Origin of the sequence: Bacillus cereus group sp. BfR-BA-01310, from assembly GCF_022664325.1 — a bacterium.
Taxonomy (GTDB): domain Bacteria; phylum Bacillota; class Bacilli; order Bacillales; family Bacillaceae_G; genus Bacillus_A; species Bacillus_A paramycoides.
Genome location: NZ_JAKUHD010000006.1, coordinates 91,637 through 106,879 on the forward strand (window position 1 = coordinate 91,637; position 15,243 = coordinate 106,879).

Sequence of the window (15,243 nt, forward strand, 5' to 3'; positions counted from 1 at the left end):
GTTTATATTGGCACGTGTATTAGTCATTAATGTTGGATCAGAAGGACATATTAACCCAACGATTCAAATTGTAGAAGAACTAATTGCACGAGGAGAAGAAGTAGTTTATTTTTCAATAGAAGCTTTCAGAGAGCGTATTGAGAAGACAGGTGCTACGGTACGAACGATTGATGATGAAAAATTTTTACAAGCTTTTCTTTCCGGTGGACGAAATTATATACATGAAAGAATAAACGGCCTTTTACATACAGCAGATCTTGTAATACCTGGTGTTCTAGAACAAATTGAAGGGGAACATTTTGATTATATTATTCATGATTCCATGTTTGGTTGTGGCCGTTTAATTGCTCAAATTCTTAAGCTTCCAGCAATAAATTCGTGTACATCTTTTGCGCAGGATGAAACATCATTTGAAAGAATGTTAGACCATCTTTCGAAAAATATCCCTGTGGAAATTAATGATAGAATTAATAATGATTTTCAAAGCTTAAAAACAGGAATTAAAGAAAAATATGGTGTTGAAATCCAATCATCTTATGAAGTTTTCTGTAATCCCGCACCACTTACCATTGTTTATACAACAAGAGAATTTCAACCTTTTGGGGATGCATTTGACGAAAATTTCAAATTTGTAGGACCATCTATCTCTACACCAATCGCAAAAGAGGGCTTCAATTATACTTTAATTAAAGAGAAAAATCCGATTTATATTTCACTAGGCACTGTTTTTAATGAAGCGATTGATTTTTATAAACTTTGTATTAAGGCATTCGAGAATAGTGACCATACGATTGTTATGTCTATTGGCAGCAAAACAAAAATAAGTGATTTAGGTGATATTCCTGAAAACTTCATTGTGAAAAATTATGTACCACAAACTGAACTTCTTACATATTCGAAATTATTTATTACACACGGCGGGATGAACAGTACGCATGAAGGACTCTCTAACGGTGTTCCACTCGTTGTAATTCCGCAAAGCGCAGATCAACCAGTAATCGCAAAGCAAGTGGAGAGTATCGGGGCAGGAGTTCAGTTACATATGAAAGAATTAACTGAGGATCAACTACGTGAAAGTGTTGAGCTAGTATTAAATAATCCGTCATTTAAAGAAGCTTCTTTGAATATGAAGGAGTCTTTCCGAAAGTCAGGTGGGCATAAGCAAGCTGTTGATGAGATTTTTACATTTATAGGTCGGTAGTAAATGTAAAACTGTACATGAGAACAGTGTCTATAAAAGGGTATTATATGAATCCATAATGCAGATTCATATAATACCCTTTTTATTACGCCAATTCTTTCGTCATAAGAATGTGCGGAATTCCATCTTCCATAAATACGTCAGATGAGGTTTGATAGCCTAATTTTTTATAAAATCCTTCGGCATGTGTTTGACCATGCAATTTAACTTTGTTTGCTTCTTTGTTACGAGCAATCTCTTCTAATGATTGAATAATTACTTTACCTAATCCGTATTTGCGATAGTCTTTTAAAATACAAATTCTTTCTAGTTTGCCTATCCCGTCAACAAATCGTATACGACCAGTACCTACAGGAAGCTCATTATAATAAACTAAAATATGTTTGCATTCTTCGCCAATTCTATCGAATGTATCGAACTCGTCTTCAAGAGGAACACCTTGTTCTTTTACAAATACTTCTCTACGAATGTGAAAGGCAGTTTCTAAATCTATAAATTCTGTTATGAGTTTTGATTCCAATTTGTTCAGCCCTTTCTAGAATGATATGTATGTGTTTTCATAGTATATCATACAGTAGCGTTATTAAAGGAAAAAGAAAAACTGACTTTCAAAAGTCAGTCTTTAAAATAGTTAATATTCTTTTATACCGTTCTCGGTTCCGATTATTGCTGTGCTCGTCATATTTATAAATAATCCACTTTCAACTACACCAGTAATCATTTTTAGCTCTTTATGCATGTCATTTGGATTCAATATTTTATTTGGAAAAATACAATCAATAATGAAATTACCGTTATCGGTTATAAATGGTTCGTCATTTTTCATACGTAAACGCGTTTCGCATCCTAAAGACTGAACTTTCTTTTCAGTTTGTTTCCAAGAGAAGGAGACTATTTCAATAGGAAGTGGAAAGGCACCTAAATGTGAAACGAGTTTGGATTCATCTGCAATAATAATAAGTTTTTCAGAGGAGGCAGCGACAATTTTTTCGCGAAGTAATGCACCACCACCACCTTTTATTAACTGCAAATTCGAATCAATTTCGTCTGCACCATCTATGGTGAGATTGAGTATATCAATTTCATTTAAGGAAATTAATGGAATTGACAGTTGTTTAGCTAATGCTTCAGTTTCTTTTGATGTTGGTACTGCTTGAATGGATAAACCTTCTTGCACACGTTTCCCTAATTTTTGTATTGTCCAATATACGGTGGAGCCTGTGCCGAGTCCAACTTTCATATTGTCTTGTACAAAATCCGCAGCATATTCACCGGCGAGCTGTTTTAAATTCATCGCTTTACTCCGCCGGACGTGGTCCAGCATCTAAGCCAGAATTTTCAACTGTAAGGATAGGGCGGACAGTAATATCTTTGTGTACACGCATTTGGCACGATAATCTTAAATGATCTTCAATCCCTTTTTCCGTAATCGCTTGTTTTTCATCATTTGTGGGATCACAAAAATCACCTGCAATGACTTCAACTCGACAAGTTGTACATCTTGCTTTGCCACCGCAACGATGTAGAATATGCACACCGTTATCTTCAAGTGCTAATACTAATTTCGTTCCTTCCTTAATATCAAAAGTTCCGGTACCTTCAACTGTTAATTTTGGCAAATGGATTCCTCCTCATGTAAAATTCTATATAACATATTTATGACCCGTATTCATGAACATAAACATAAAATTTATTATAAGCCCCGTAACTTTTTTATTTGTTCAATCGTTTATTAAGTAAGCGCTGAAAAGGAGTGGTTATTTTGTGCACAAAAGTAACGCAATTCTTAAAGAATCATATCGATATGAATCATTCAAATATAAATTTTTTAATTGAGCAATATGGAGAGTTAAAAAGGTACTGTACGTTTTTAACGAAAAACAAATGGGATGGAGAAGATCTCGCCCAAGAAGCAGTATGTAAAGTTCTTCAAAAGTATAGTGATAAAGATATTTGTATGACGCTTCTATATAAAATAGCTAGAAACCGGTGGCTAGACCAAGTAAAAGTAAAGTCAGTTCAAGAGAAAATGGAAGAGCAAATTACATTTGAAGAACCACATGAAAAGATTGCAGATTTGCATGAGATGGTAGGAAAAGTACTATTTTCGCTAAATGTGCAACAATCCGTAATTTTATTATTAAAGGATGTTTTTCAGTATAGTATCGCGGATATTGCAAAAATATGCTCTGTATCAGAAGGTGCGGTTAAAGCATCATTATTTAGGAGTAGAAATAGGCTGAAAACTGTAAGTGAAGAAGGGATTGAGATAGTCGAATTCACAGAAGATATTGAAGTTGTAGTAACGTCTATTCGTGAGGAAAGGCCGGAATTGTTAACGAAGCTTCTCCCAACAATAGATTTCACTAAGTTACCATCAATACAACCGGTGTTATTATTCAGTATGAAAAAACGTTCTTCTTACAGTTGTATGCTTAGTGCGGCATAAAATAGATGGAGGGATTTATAATGAATGCAATTCCATATGTTGTAGAACAAACGAAATTAGGAGAACGCTCCTATGATATATATTCAAGGTTATTAAAAGACCGAATTATTATTATCGGATCAGAAATTAACGATCAAGTAGCGAGTAGTGTCGTAGCTCAATTATTATTTTTAGAAGCGGAAGATGCAGAAAAGGATATATTCCTGTATATCAATAGTCCAGGTGGTTCAACGACAGCGGGATTTGCAATATTAGATACGATGAATCTTATTAAACCAGATGTGCAAACGCTTTGTATGGGCTTAGCGGCATCATTTGGTGCACTATTATTATTATCAGGTGCAAAAGGAAAACGCTTTGCGTTACCTAATAGTGAAATCATGATTCATCAACCGCTCGGTGGTGCGAAAGGGCAAGCGACGGAAATTGAAATTACAGCAAAAAGAATATTAAAGTTAAAGCGTGATATTAATAAAATGATTGCAGAAAAAACAGGGCAACCAATTGAAAGAGTAGCACATGATACAGAAAGAGATTATTTTATGACTGCAGAAGAAGCGAAGGAATACGGGATTTTAGATGATGTCGTTACGAAAAAATAAAATAAAGCAGGCTAGAGATTATAATTTATTCTCTAGCCTGCTTTTTAATCTTTTATCCATCCATCAACTAATGTTTGATTCTTTTTAATCCATTTTCGTGCAGCTTCTTCTGGGTCTTTCGTTTTATTTAACATGACCATTAATGTACCAAGCTGCTCATCGTTCATTTTCCATTTATCAAAGTATTTCACAATATCAGGATGATCTTTTTCGAAACCTTTACGAACTGAGTAATAAATGTCATCTTTTTCACCATATACTTTCTTAGGGTCTTTTAAATATTTCAAGTCAAATTCTGAAAAACCCCAATGTGGATTCCAAAGCGTAACAGCGATTGGTTTCTTTTTCGTATATGCCTTTTTTAGTTCGCTCATCATCGCAGCTTCTGAAGATTGGACAAGTTTTAGTTTTATATCATATTCCTTCATTGCTTTATTCGTTAAATTCATAAGACTACTGCCAGGTTCAATCCCGACAATTTTATTTTCTAACTCGTCTTTATGAGCATTTAAATCTTCAATACTGTTAACGTTTTTCACATAAGAAGGAACAACTAGACCAAGTCCAGTACCTTCATACCATTTTGATTTTAAGACAATGTCATTTTTATAACGATTGTTTAATGGTTTATCCGTAACAGGAAGCCATACTTCTAAATTAGCATCAACATCACCGCGAGCGACTCCAGTCCAAATCGCAGCTTTTTCTAAATACATAAGCTCTACTTTATAACCTTTTTCTTCTAATAAAACTTTCCACATATTTGCGGTTGCAATATTTTCTTTCCAACTTGTTACACCAAGTTTAATTTTTCCTTTCGAATTTGCATTTGTTGCATTACAAGAAGTGAAAATCATACTAATAAATAATAAAAGACTTAATATCCATATTTTTTTTCGCATTAAAAAACCTCCTATGAAACCTTAACTCATATAAATAAATCTATAAGTGAACACTCTTATTATGAACGGAAACGAGAATTTTAAAGGAAACTTATGAATGTCATTTTTATGTAATATTTATTTGTAAAATCGCAACACTATGTGAATAGATGGGTAGGAAAGGAGTAGCTGTATGAAAAATACGAAAGTACGTGTCGAGAACGTAACAAAAGTTTTCGGGAAAAATCCTCAAAGAGCGGTTGCTTTATTAAAGGAAGGAAAGAGTAAATCTGAAATATTAAAAGAAACGGGAATGAATGTTGGTGTGAAAAAGGCAACATTCGATGTGTATACGGGAGAAATATTTGTCATAATGGGATTATCCGGTAGCGGAAAATCAACGTTAGTTCGAATGCTAAATCAATTAATCAAACCCACAGCAGGTCATATATACATAGATGGTGAAGACATTGCAACGATGGGAAAAGAAGAATTGCGAAGAGTGAGAAGAACGAAGATGAGCATGGTATTTCAAAAGTTCGCTTTATTTCCGCATCGTACAGTTATACAAAACGTTGCGTATGGTTTAGAAATACAAGGAGTTCCAGTAGAAGAACGAGAAAATAAAGCGTTAGAATCGTTGAAGTTAGTAGGACTTGAACATCATAAAGATAATTATCCTAGTCAACTTAGTGGTGGTATGCAGCAACGTGTTGGAATTGCAAGGGCGTTAACGAATGATCCGGATGTTTTATTAATGGACGAGTCGTTTAGTGCGTTAGATCCGCTTATTCGAAAAGAAATGCAAGATGAATTGTTAGAGTTGCAAGATAAAATGGAGAAAACAATCATTTTTATTACGCATGACTTAGATGAAGCCCTTCGAATTGGTGATCGAATTGCATTAATGAAAGATGGAGAAGTAGTTCAAATTGGAACACCAGAAGAAATAATGATGAGCCCTGCAAATGAATTTGTAGAGAGATTTGTCGCAGATGTTAATTTAGGAAAAGTCATTACGGCAGAATCTATTTTAAAAAGACCAGAAACGTTATTAATCGACCGTGGGCCTCGTGTAGCTCTACAAATTATGAGAAATGCGGGTGTTTCTACTGTATATGTTGTGAACAAAAAGTATGAGTTTTTAGGTATTTTAACAGCGGATGATGCTAGTAAAGCTGTGCAAAAACAGTGGCCAATTGCTGATTTATTACTTAATGATATTCCGCACGTTTATTTAGATACTTTACTTGAAGAAACGTATGCAAAAATGGCGGAGATGAAATTTCCATTACCAGTAATTGATGAAAAGAAAAGGTTAAGAGGAATTATTAAACGTGAAAGTGTCATTCAAGCTCTTGCAGGTAATATTGAGGAAGAGGTGAAGGATGATGAATAAAATTCCGCGTATTCCGTTAGGCGAATGGGTTGATACATTTGTTGCGAGTTTATATGATCACTTTGAAGGATTATTCCGAGGGTTCTCCTATATTATCGGTGGATTCGTTGATTTACTCACTAATTTTTTAACAATAATACCAGCCATATTGATGATTATTATCGTATGTTTCCTCGTTTGGTACACAACGAAAAAAGTATCTTTAGTCATTTTTACTATTATCGGTTTACTGTTCATTTTAAACATTAATTATTGGGGACAAACGATGCAAACTTTAGCGCTCGTACTCACTTCAGTTATTATTTCCATTATAGTCGGCATTCCAATTGGTATTTTAGCATCACAAAATGAACGTTTTTCAAAATTTTTAAAACCGACATTAGATTTTATGCAAACAATGCCGGCATTCGTATATCTCATTCCCGCAATAACATTTTTTGGAGTAGGCGTTGTGCCAGGTATTATTGCTTCCGTTATTTTCGCAATGCCACCGACAATCAGATTTACAGACTTAGGAATTAGACAAGTTCCAGAAGATTTAATTGAAGCAGCAAATGCATTTGGCTCTACCGCATCACAAAAATTATTTAAAGTACAATTACCACTCGCAACGGGTACGATAATGGCAGGAGTGAACCAAAGTATTATGCTTTCGTTATCAATGGTTGTAACGGCTTCACTTGTAGGGGCACCAGGACTTGGAGTCGATGTTTACCGCTCCGTTACACAAGTAAATATCGGAATGGGATTTGAAGCTGGACTAGCTATTGTAGTAATTGCGATTGTATTAGACCGAATTACACAAGGGTTTCATCAAAAAAGAAAATAAAAAAGAAAACACACTTTATACTTCAAAGTGTGTTTTTAATTATGTTCGGAAAGATTACATCCGAACGATAACTGAACCTCCAGCTGGTGCACAAACTTGGTTTTGCTGTTGTTCCATTGATTTAATTAAATGATTATTTTCTTCGATTAAAGAGATTAATTTTGCTAATTGGCTCTCAAGGCTTGCAATGCGTTGCATCATGTATTGAGAATCATGATGAAGTGTATTCCTCGCAGTGTGTGGGGGATAAACATATTGCTGATTTAAATTTGGATTCCAATGAGGATGCATATGAATTGTTCCTCCTTAAATGAATTACAGATCTTTCTTATAGTAAATGCCTATACATATTTAATGGTGACTTATAAAAAATTTTCATTAGAAGAGGATATTGTAAAGACTATGGATAAGTAGTGTTATAACTGCAATTAGTTTGTATTATTGTAATTATTTGGATTTATTAGCGAGTTTAGCTATAACAAAGTTTTGTATGAGTGGAAATGTTGTTAATTTAGCCTCTATGGTATTCATTAATATTATTGATAGCCATGAACAAAGGGGGATTTTTATTGGCTAGTAATAAAAAAAGTAATGAGGCAATGGCAACAGGAATCGGTATAGGTATCTTTATTGGATTGGCTCCCGGTTTATTTGCAGACAATCTAGTAGTAGGAATTGCAATAGGGATTGCAGTTGGAATAGGGATAGTTTTATATAGAAATCAGAAATAGATTGTCCTTTTAATATAGATTATTAAGATATAAAAAGGACAAACAATCTTATTTTTCGGAATATTTTGCTGAAAAATCAAACTATAAATCTTCTTTTTATGATATTATATAATGTAAATTTAAGGAAAGAGGGATGGGTATGTCAATAAATAATCAAGCAGATGAAAACTGCTTCATTTGTCAAAAACATAAAGGAAACATAGCAGTTTCAGGCGGGGCAATTTATGAAGATGATCTTGTATACGTTGGACATGTCCATTGGGATGATGAAGAAACATATCTTGGTTATGTAATGATAGATATAAAGAGGCATGTACCTGGCCTTGCTGAGCTAACAGATGAAGAAGCGAAAGCGTTCGGACTGATAACAAGTAGAGTAAGTAAAGCGTTGAAAGAGTGTGAAGGTGCAGAACATATTTACACATTCGTTTCAGGCAATGGTGTACCTCATATGCATATGCACATTATCCCGCGTTATCCGAATACACCAAAAGAGTTTTGGTCACCAACTGAAATAGCGAAATGGACTGGTGCTCCGTATGGAGACACGGAGCAAATACAAAAACTATGTGAAAGAATACGAAAGTATATGGTAAATGAGTATGCATACAACAAATAAAACACAATATTCATGGGTTGGAAGTAGAGAAATGTGTTTAGGAGAAGTTTCAGTTAAGCAATATGGTAATATCGTACTCGGTAAATATGGTGGTAATATAAGTGCCGGAGCGAAAAAGAATGAAGACGGTGCATTAGTTTGGTCGAATGATGATTGGGAATTCGCCGCTATTTTAGACGGACATAATAGTGCAGAAAGTGTTGATTTAGTAGTAAATACAATCCAAAAAGAATATGAAAATATAAATGCAATAATGGAAGAACTAATTGAAACAGTATTTCGATCTGTTGAAAATCATATACTTACAGTTTTTCAATCACAATCATTTAAAGAAGAATGTGAAAAAGTTAAAGGTGAAACGGCTTGTTTACTCTGTTTTAGAAAAGAAAATTATATTTGGTGGCTATCTATTGGAGATTGTCTAGTTTATGTATTTCATGATGAATTACATAAATTAGGGCAATACACATTAAATCAACGTCATTTTTATGAATGGATTGGTAATGTAAATACTTTTGAATTACCTGTACCTTGCTATTCATCAGGAATTCGTGAATTACGTGCTGGAAAGAATCGAATTGTAATGGTCACAGATGGGGTATTAGAATGTGGGGAACGTCGTTATGAAACACCTTTAAATCTGTATAACGATATGAATGAAAATAATATAGAGCTTAAAGAAAATGTTCACAATGTTTTAGAACACGTGCATCATCAATTGGGGCGAGATAGTGCGACAATTATTAGTTGGGATGTTGAAAATAAAAGGAATGCTACGTATCCGAGTGATCAGCCGGAGAAAAGGTAAAGGAGGAGGCCTTTCTGTTTCTTTTGAAACTGATTGTCTTATTGTTATGGATTATAATTTTAATTTTTTTAGAAAAAATCGTGAGAAAGAAGTTAAATATACTGAGACAAACAGGATGGAATAGTAAATATGTCAGTCAATCACATAAATGGGGGCACTGGATTATCATTATTTCTTATGTAGTACTTATGATGATAGTTTCAAATTTGAATCCAATATACATGACTTATATACCAATTTTCTTTTTTATGACGTTGTACATTTTTCAAGGGTATATGCAGTGGAAATATGATAGGCAAACAAAAGAATATATTATTTCGTTTGGAGTTGTTCCGTTATTAATAATTACAGGTATTATTTTGAATGTATTCTATAATACGTATTGGTGATGAATGGTCATACAGATAAAGGGTGAGAAAATGATTAGACCACGTTTACGGGCAGAAGTAATGATTGTAAACGAAGAACATTCAAAAGTACTAGTACAATGTGATGAGAACGAATCATTTTATCGTTTTCCAGGTGGCTCTATTGAATTTGGTGAAACGTCAAAAGAAGCAATAATTCGAGAGTTAATAGAAGAATACGATTTAAAAGTTGATGTTCAAAAGTTAGCAATTGTAAATGAACACATTTTTGAGTGGAACAACGAAAAAGGTCATCATTGTACATTGATACATTGGGGAACTGCTCAAGAGGTAGTTACAAATGAAATAAGGCATAAAGAGCATGAGGATATTTTTTAATATGGAAAAGTATAGAGGAATTAAAGGAGAAGCCCACATATCCTGAAGGAATCGTAGGTTATTTAGAAGAGGATAACCGTAATGTAGTCCACTTTATTTCTAAAAACAATTAAAGTAATGGGAGGGATAACAATGGGAACCTCTACTATTTTGATTATTATTATTGGAGTTTGTATAGGTGGTTACTTTTTAGAACAGTTTTTAAGAAAAAAGTTGAATATGAAGAAGAGGAGGCTTTTTGGGTATAAACATGTGAATAGTTTACATATAAAATTAGAAATAGGACTAATTATTATTTATATAATAGCTAGTTGTTATTATATGTTTAAATTTGAAAACTCTAAAATGGCTTATGCCATTTTCATTTATTTAGGGATAACATGGATCTTAAGAGCGTGGATGGAATGGAAGTATGATAGAGAATCGAAAGAATATCTTCTTTCGATAATGGGATTGGTTGCGTATATATTTATGATTTCGATACTATTTTATTTTGTTCCACCTGCTGCATAATAAAATAATTATTGATGTTACAAATAATAGGAAAACTTCTTAATAAGAAACCATTTACCGCTAAATGGTTTCTTATTATGCATATGAAATTCGGCCTTCTTAATTTAATCATTTATTTTGGCTAATATGGATTTAACGAAACTTGTTTTATCCTCTGCATACTTGTGTTTATCATTAGGGTTGGCTTGTGAAAGTTGAATCTTTAACTGTTCATACTGCATGCGAGCGGTTTTATTATCTTTTAAATAATCTCTAAAACTTAATTGTTCTATTAAATATGGATTCCATTGTTCATACATATGAATTTGATGAGTTCTTGGTTCACCTTTATTGAAATAATACCTTTCGGGTAATACATCTTTTCTATATTTATAATTTAATTGTTCTAGCTTTTCAATACATTCTATACCATTTGCAAAGTCATTTAATTCGATTGCAATATCAATAATAGGCTTTGCGCTTAAATGTGGAATGGATGTACTTCCGATATGGTGTATTACCATTATGTATTCGCCAATTTGTTCCTCGATTAATTGCTTCTCTTTTAAAAATTCAAATTCCCATTCTCCGGTCCAAGGAACTAAAAAAACTTTACCAAGAGGTAAACCTAGCATTTGATTAACGCCTCCTTCGTAAATACTATTTAAAGAAATTTACATCTTCTTAAAACTTCTCAAAACAAGAAATTCCCACAATCTCCAAGGAAGAATCTTCTTCGCAAAAATCATAAATTTTACACCTTTTCCAATTGGATATCGTAAATTAGTACGCTTTGCTTCAGCAATTTCAACGATTTTATTGGCGACATCTATCGGATTACCAAATGTATCACTGCCACTATTAATATGTTTTTGTATTTTATCCATATATTCTTTGTAAGGAGAGGCTGTATCAGATTTGTTTTCAGCTAATTGTTTGCCTACTTCCCATATGTTTGTATTATAAGAACCAGGTTCAATTAATGCGACATCTATCCCGAAAGGTTTTACTTCTAAGCGAAGGGATTCACTCCAGCCTTCTAATGCATATTTTGAAGAAACATAAGGGGACAGACCAGGGAAACCGACTTGTCCGCTAATGCTGCTTACGTTAATGATTTTTCCGCTTTTTTGTTTACGCATATAAGGTAAGACGAGTTGCGTGATTGATATAGCTCCGAAAAGGTTCGTTTCAAATTGTTTACGGTATTCTTCTATTGGAATTTCTTCTACAAAGCCACCATTTGCGTAGCCTGCATTATTGATGAGTATGTTTACTCTGTTTATCTCTTCTAAAAATAATTGGAAGCTATGTATGGAATTTTGGTCTATTACATCTAATTGTTGTACTTTTATATTATGTTGTAAGTTAAGTGCAGTAGCTTGAGTTATTAAGTTTATTTGTTTATCAAGGTTTCGCATAGTAGCGATAACAAAATAATCTTTTTTCGCTAGTTCAAGCGTCGTTAATAATCCGAATCCACTTGATGCACCTGTAATAACTGCAATTTTTTTATTCATTGTCCGCTCGCTTTCTTTTTCTTTTATCATAACGAGTAATAAGGAGAAAATCTATTACTCTTACATATAGTTTCTATACATATATTCGTTATGATAGAAATTTGTGTTATTCCTATATTCTATGGGGCTATATACGGATTAAGTGTTTTCAGATTCTTTATTTGCATATGTATGGAAATGGTTCTAAAAAGGGAATTTTGTGGACTCAGCGTATATAGAGAAGTAAGCATTATATAAATTAATGAAACGGGGGAAGAAAAATGGTCCATGTGAAAGATATATTAGCAGATCAGTTATTAGCAAATGCGAATGATCCGAGTTGGTATATTCCATTTTCAGATGCAGTAAAAGATTTATCTGAGAGAGAAGCTTTCTGGAAGCCGAATGAAGAGAGTAATAGTATAGCTGAAATTGTACAACATTTACTGTATTGGAACTCGACGTGGCAAACAAGGTATAAAGAATCAAATGTTAATGCCGTGCCCGCTATCGGTGATAATAACAAAAGTTTTAAGCTATCAGATAATCAAACATTTGAAGAGTTAAGAGAAAAACTACTAGAGAAATTGTTACAATGGCAAAATCTCATAAATGAAGACAAGGTTGAAAGTGATGTAATTGGATTTCCTGTATGTGCGAAGTGGTGGGAAGTGATAAGTAATGTAACTACTCATAATGCTTATCATATAGGTCAAATTATTTACATTCGGAAATTACAGAAGAGTTTTGATAGTGAATAAGGTAAGGATTCTCTAACAGAGTGAACAAAAGTGGACAAAACGAGACAACTGTCTCATTTTGTCCACTTTTTTATTTTTAAAGGAAAGAGAAAGCCTATTAAATCAAGGATTAGAATGTGGCATGGTACTTGCAATATAAAAGGCGAACAAGAAAATAGGAGGGCTGGACATGTTAAAAACAACTGAAAGTAAAGGGAATGAAATTACGAAAGAACAGGCTCGCTGGATGTATGAAAAAATGTTAGAGATTCGTAAGTTTGAAGATAAAGTGCATGAATTGTTCGCGCAAGGCGTTCTACCAGGTTTCGTTCATTTATACGCAGGTGAAGAAGCAGTAGCAGTTGGTGTATGTGCCCACTTAACAGATAGCGACAGTATTACAAGTACACATAGAGGACACGGTCATTGTATCGCAAAAGGTTGTGATTTAAATGGAATGATGGCTGAACTGTTTGGAAAAGCGACTGGATTATGTAAAGGAAAAGGCGGGTCAATGCATATTGCCGATTTAGATAAAGGAATGCTTGGTGCGAATGGAATTGTTGGCGGTGGTTTTCCACTTGCTTGCGGTTCGGCATTAACAGCTAAATATAAAGGAACAAAAGATGTGAGTATTTGCTTCTTTGGTGACGGAGCAAATAATGAAGGGACATTTCATGAAGGGGTTAACTTAGCGGCGATTTGGAAGTTGCCAGTTATTTTTATCGCAGAAAATAACGGTTATGGTGAAGCAACTACATTTGAATATGCTTCAAGTTGTGATTCAATTGCTGATCGTGCGAAAGCTTATAACATTCCAGGCGTTCAAGTGGATGGAAAAGATCTTCTAGCTGTATATAAAGCTGCTGAAGAAGCAGTGAAACGTGCAAGAAATGGTGAAGGTCCAACAATAATTGAATGTATGACATATCGTAACTACGGTCATTTTGAAGGGGAAGCACAAACGTATAAAACTACGGAGGAAAAAGAAGAACATTTAAATGAAAAAGATGCGATTGTGAATTTCCGTAAGCATTTAATTCATGAAGGTTTATTAACTGAATCTGAACTTGTTGATATGGAGAAAGCTGTAGATGAGGCAGTGCAAAGATCAATTGAATTTAGTGAAAATAGTCCTTATCCAGAGGATGAAGAATTATTAAAAGATGTATACGTTTCTTACAAATAAGAGGAGGGGGAACAATAATGACTAGAATGGTAAGTATGTCAACTGCAATTAATGAGGCGATGAAAATATCAATGCGTCGTGATGAAAATGTAATTTTAATAGGTGAAGATGTTGCGGGTGGTGCACAAGTTGATCATTTGCAAGATGATGAAGCGTGGGGCGGGGTTCTAGGGGTAACGAAAGGCCTTGTTCAGGAGTTTGGGAGAAATCGTATATTAGACACGCCTATTTCTGAAGCTGGTTATATGGGAGCAGCCATGGCAGCTGCAGCAACTGGATTACGTCCAATTGCAGAATTAATGTTTAATGATTTTATCGGTAGTTGTCTTGATCAAGTGTTAAACCAAGGTGCAAAATTCCGTTACATGTTTGGCGGGAAAGCGAAAGTACCAGTTACAATTCGTACGATGCACGGTGCTGGATTTAGCGCAGCTGCACAGCATTCTCAAAGTTTATATGCTTTATTTACAAGTATTCCAGGTATTAAAGTTGTCGTTCCATCCACTCCGTATGATGCAAAAGGTTTATTATTAGCGGCAATTGAAGATGATGACCCAGTAATCTTCTTTGAAGATAAAACTCTTTACAATATGAAAGGCGAAGTTCCTGAAGGATATTACACAATTCCATTAGGAAAAGCAGATATAAAACGAGAAGGGTCTGATGTAACGATAGTTGCAATCGGAAAGCAAGTTCATACTGCGCTCGCTGCTGCTGAGCAATTATCGAAAAAGGGACTAGAAGTAGAAGTCATTGATCCGCGTTCTTTATCACCGCTCGATGAAGATACAATTTTAGCATCTGTTGAAAAAACAAACCGTCTTATCGTTATTGATGAAGCAAACCCAAGATGTAGCATCGCAACTGATATTGCTGCAATTGTGGCGGATAAAGGGTTCGATTTATTAGATGCACCTATTAAACGAATAACAGCACCACATACACCAGTCCCATTCTCACCACCACTTGAAAAGTTATATTTACCAACGCCGGAGAAAGTAATTGAAACTGTATCGGAAATGATTGGAGACCGTTCGTTATTAAACGTGTGATGAAAC

20 protein-coding genes and 1 pseudogene are annotated in these 15,243 nt (G+C 34.2%); 14 read left to right on the forward strand and 7 right to left on the reverse strand.

Annotation, left to right across the window (positions count from 1 at the left end; all coding sequences use genetic code 11):
• Nucleotides 1-7: 7 nt before the first annotated feature.
• Nucleotides 8-1,201, forward strand: coding sequence for a macrolide family glycosyltransferase (locus MR109_RS14620; protein WP_242272637.1), 1,194 nt, complete (start codon nt 8-10; stop codon nt 1,199-1,201).
• Nucleotides 1,202-1,286: 85 nt separating this feature from the next.
• Here the strand turns inward: MR109_RS14620 and MR109_RS14625 are convergent, their stop codons facing one another.
• The 3 genes from MR109_RS14625 to MR109_RS14635 all read right to left on the reverse strand — a co-directional run bounded on the left by MR109_RS14625 (nt 1,287) and on the right by MR109_RS14635 (nt 2,820).
• Nucleotides 1,287-1,721, reverse strand: coding sequence for a GNAT family N-acetyltransferase (locus MR109_RS14625; protein ID WP_242272638.1), 435 nt, complete (start codon nt 1,719-1,721; stop codon nt 1,287-1,289).
• A gap of 111 nt (nt 1,722-1,832) precedes the next feature.
• Complete coding sequence (gene rpiA / locus MR109_RS14630) at nt 1,833-2,495, reverse strand: ribose 5-phosphate isomerase A (RefSeq protein WP_242272640.1); 663 nt, start codon at nt 2,493-2,495, stop codon at nt 1,833-1,835.
• A gap of 4 nt (nt 2,496-2,499) precedes the next feature.
• Nucleotides 2,500-2,820, reverse strand: coding sequence for a 2Fe-2S iron-sulfur cluster-binding protein (locus MR109_RS14635; RefSeq protein WP_002172267.1), 321 nt, complete (start codon nt 2,818-2,820; stop codon nt 2,500-2,502).
• A 143-nt stretch (nt 2,821-2,963) separates the two neighbouring features.
• Between MR109_RS14635 and MR109_RS14640 the strand changes: the two genes are divergently transcribed.
• Together MR109_RS14640 and clpP are read left to right on the forward strand one after the other, a co-directional pair.
• Complete coding sequence (locus tag MR109_RS14640) at nt 2,964-3,650, forward strand: RNA polymerase subunit sigma-70 (RefSeq protein WP_071719359.1); 687 nt, start codon at nt 2,964-2,966, stop codon at nt 3,648-3,650.
• A 20-nt stretch (nt 3,651-3,670) separates the two neighbouring features.
• Nucleotides 3,671-4,252, forward strand: a complete 582-nt coding sequence (clpP, locus tag MR109_RS14645) for an ATP-dependent Clp endopeptidase proteolytic subunit ClpP (RefSeq protein WP_071719360.1) — start codon at nt 3,671-3,673, stop codon at nt 4,250-4,252.
• Between the two features lie 44 nt (nt 4,253-4,296).
• On the opposite strand, the gene MR109_RS14650 is transcribed toward clpP, so the two are convergent.
• A complete protein-coding gene (locus MR109_RS14650) occupies nt 4,297-5,154 on the reverse strand; it encodes a glycine betaine ABC transporter substrate-binding protein (protein ID WP_242272643.1) in 858 nt (285 codons plus the stop codon).
• A 172-nt stretch (nt 5,155-5,326) separates the two neighbouring features.
• On the opposite strand from MR109_RS14650, the gene MR109_RS14655 reads away from it, so the two are divergent.
• Together MR109_RS14655 and MR109_RS14660 are read left to right on the forward strand one after the other, a co-directional pair.
• A complete protein-coding gene (locus MR109_RS14655) occupies nt 5,327-6,532 on the forward strand; it encodes a quaternary amine ABC transporter ATP-binding protein (RefSeq protein WP_002172263.1) in 1,206 nt (401 codons plus the stop codon).
• Nucleotides 6,525-7,361 carry an ABC transporter permease gene (locus MR109_RS14660; protein WP_242272872.1) on the forward strand — a complete coding sequence of 279 codons (837 nt, stop codon included), beginning with the start codon at nt 6,525-6,527 and terminating at the stop codon, nt 7,359-7,361. The genes MR109_RS14655 and MR109_RS14660 overlap by 8 nt, the downstream gene beginning before the upstream one ends.
• A 54-nt stretch (nt 7,362-7,415) precedes the next feature.
• On the opposite strand, the gene MR109_RS14665 is transcribed toward MR109_RS14660, so the two are convergent.
• Nucleotides 7,416-7,652: a hypothetical protein gene (locus MR109_RS14665; RefSeq protein ID WP_141548850.1), complete on the reverse strand. Its 237-nt coding sequence runs from the start codon at nt 7,650-7,652 to the stop codon at nt 7,416-7,418.
• A gap of 257 nt (nt 7,653-7,909) precedes the next feature.
• On the opposite strand from MR109_RS14665, the gene MR109_RS14670 reads away from it, so the two are divergent.
• The 6 genes and pseudogenes from MR109_RS14670 to MR109_RS14695 all read left to right on the forward strand — a co-directional run bounded on the left by MR109_RS14670 (nt 7,910) and on the right by MR109_RS14695 (nt 10,778).
• The gene (locus tag MR109_RS14670) at nt 7,910-8,092 is read left to right on the forward strand and encodes a glycine zipper domain-containing protein (RefSeq protein WP_242272874.1); all 183 of its coding nucleotides are present in this window, start codon (nt 7,910-7,912) and stop codon (nt 8,090-8,092) included.
• A 139-nt stretch (nt 8,093-8,231) separates the two neighbouring features.
• The gene (locus MR109_RS14675) at nt 8,232-8,711 is read left to right on the forward strand and encodes an HIT family protein (protein WP_242272645.1); all 480 of its coding nucleotides are present in this window, start codon (nt 8,232-8,234) and stop codon (nt 8,709-8,711) included.
• Nucleotides 8,689-9,519, forward strand: a complete 831-nt coding sequence (locus MR109_RS14680) for a PP2C family serine/threonine-protein phosphatase (protein WP_242272646.1) — start codon at nt 8,689-8,691, stop codon at nt 9,517-9,519. Before MR109_RS14675 ends, MR109_RS14680 begins: the two co-directional genes overlap by 23 nt.
• Before the next feature lie 23 nt (nt 9,520-9,542).
• Nucleotides 9,543-9,908: a DUF4181 domain-containing protein gene (locus tag MR109_RS14685; protein ID WP_242272648.1), complete on the forward strand. Its 366-nt coding sequence runs from the start codon at nt 9,543-9,545 to the stop codon at nt 9,906-9,908.
• 30 nt (nt 9,909-9,938) lie between these two features.
• Nucleotides 9,939-10,378 (forward strand): annotated as a pseudogene (locus tag MR109_RS14690) (NUDIX domain-containing protein).
• 19 nt (nt 10,379-10,397) lie between these two features.
• On the forward strand, nt 10,398-10,778 hold the full coding sequence (locus MR109_RS14695; protein ID WP_098304792.1) for a DUF4181 domain-containing protein: 381 nt from the start codon (nt 10,398-10,400) through the stop codon (nt 10,776-10,778).
• A 104-nt stretch (nt 10,779-10,882) separates the two neighbouring features.
• On the opposite strand, the gene MR109_RS14700 is transcribed toward MR109_RS14695, so the two are convergent.
• Together MR109_RS14700 and MR109_RS14705 are read right to left on the reverse strand one after the other, a co-directional pair.
• Nucleotides 10,883-11,392 (reverse strand): GrpB family protein, encoded by a 510-nt coding sequence (locus tag MR109_RS14700; protein ID WP_242272649.1) that lies wholly within the window; start codon nt 11,390-11,392, stop codon nt 10,883-10,885.
• Nucleotides 11,393-11,431: 39 nt separating this feature from the next.
• The gene (locus tag MR109_RS14705) at nt 11,432-12,277 is read right to left on the reverse strand and encodes an oxidoreductase (protein ID WP_242272651.1); all 846 of its coding nucleotides are present in this window, start codon (nt 12,275-12,277) and stop codon (nt 11,432-11,434) included.
• Between the two features lie 260 nt (nt 12,278-12,537).
• Between MR109_RS14705 and MR109_RS14710 the strand changes: the two genes are divergently transcribed.
• The 3 genes from MR109_RS14710 to acoB all read left to right on the forward strand — a co-directional run bounded on the left by MR109_RS14710 (nt 12,538) and on the right by acoB (nt 15,237).
• Nucleotides 12,538-13,017, forward strand: a complete 480-nt coding sequence (locus MR109_RS14710) for a DinB family protein (RefSeq protein WP_242272653.1) — start codon at nt 12,538-12,540, stop codon at nt 13,015-13,017.
• A 169-nt stretch (nt 13,018-13,186) separates the two neighbouring features.
• Nucleotides 13,187-14,185: an acetoin:2,6-dichlorophenolindophenol oxidoreductase subunit alpha gene (acoA, locus tag MR109_RS14715; RefSeq protein ID WP_242272655.1), complete on the forward strand. Its 999-nt coding sequence runs from the start codon at nt 13,187-13,189 to the stop codon at nt 14,183-14,185.
• Between the two features lie 17 nt (nt 14,186-14,202).
• A complete protein-coding gene (gene acoB / locus MR109_RS14720) occupies nt 14,203-15,237 on the forward strand; it encodes an acetoin:2,6-dichlorophenolindophenol oxidoreductase subunit beta (protein ID WP_178939768.1) in 1,035 nt (344 codons plus the stop codon).
• Nucleotides 15,238-15,243: the final 6 nt, after the last annotated feature.

Bases quoted from the DNA above. Each gene is read 5' to 3' on its own strand.
- rpiA (WP_242272640.1), bottom strand. From the start codon at position 2,495: ATGAATTTAAAACAGCTCGCCGGTGAATATGCTGCGGATTTTGTACAA.
- clpP (WP_071719360.1), top strand. From the start codon at position 3,671: ATGAATGCAATTCCATATGTTGTAGAACAAACGAAATTAGGAGAACGC.
- MR109_RS14650 (WP_242272643.1), bottom strand. From the start codon at position 5,154: ATGCGAAAAAAAATATGGATATTAAGTCTTTTATTATTTATTAGTATG.
- MR109_RS14655 (WP_002172263.1), top strand. From the start codon at position 5,327: ATGAAAAATACGAAAGTACGTGTCGAGAACGTAACAAAAGTTTTCGGG.
- MR109_RS14660 (WP_242272872.1), top strand. From the start codon at position 6,525: ATGAATAAAATTCCGCGTATTCCGTTAGGCGAATGGGTTGATACATTT.
- MR109_RS14665 (WP_141548850.1), bottom strand. From the start codon at position 7,652: ATGCATCCTCATTGGAATCCAAATTTAAATCAGCAATATGTTTATCCC.
- MR109_RS14670 (WP_242272874.1), top strand. From the start codon at position 7,910: ATGAACAAAGGGGGATTTTTATTGGCTAGTAATAAAAAAAGTAATGAG.
- MR109_RS14675 (WP_242272645.1), top strand. From the start codon at position 8,232: ATGTCAATAAATAATCAAGCAGATGAAAACTGCTTCATTTGTCAAAAA.
- MR109_RS14680 (WP_242272646.1), top strand. From the start codon at position 8,689: ATGAGTATGCATACAACAAATAAAACACAATATTCATGGGTTGGAAGT.
- MR109_RS14695 (WP_098304792.1), top strand. From the start codon at position 10,398: ATGGGAACCTCTACTATTTTGATTATTATTATTGGAGTTTGTATAGGT.
- MR109_RS14700 (WP_242272649.1), bottom strand. From the start codon at position 11,392: ATGCTAGGTTTACCTCTTGGTAAAGTTTTTTTAGTTCCTTGGACCGGA.
- MR109_RS14705 (WP_242272651.1), bottom strand. From the start codon at position 12,277: ATGAATAAAAAAATTGCAGTTATTACAGGTGCATCAAGTGGATTCGGA.
- MR109_RS14710 (WP_242272653.1), top strand. From the start codon at position 12,538: ATGGTCCATGTGAAAGATATATTAGCAGATCAGTTATTAGCAAATGCG.
- acoA (WP_242272655.1), top strand. From the start codon at position 13,187: ATGTTAAAAACAACTGAAAGTAAAGGGAATGAAATTACGAAAGAACAG.
- acoB (WP_178939768.1), top strand. From the start codon at position 14,203: ATGACTAGAATGGTAAGTATGTCAACTGCAATTAATGAGGCGATGAAA.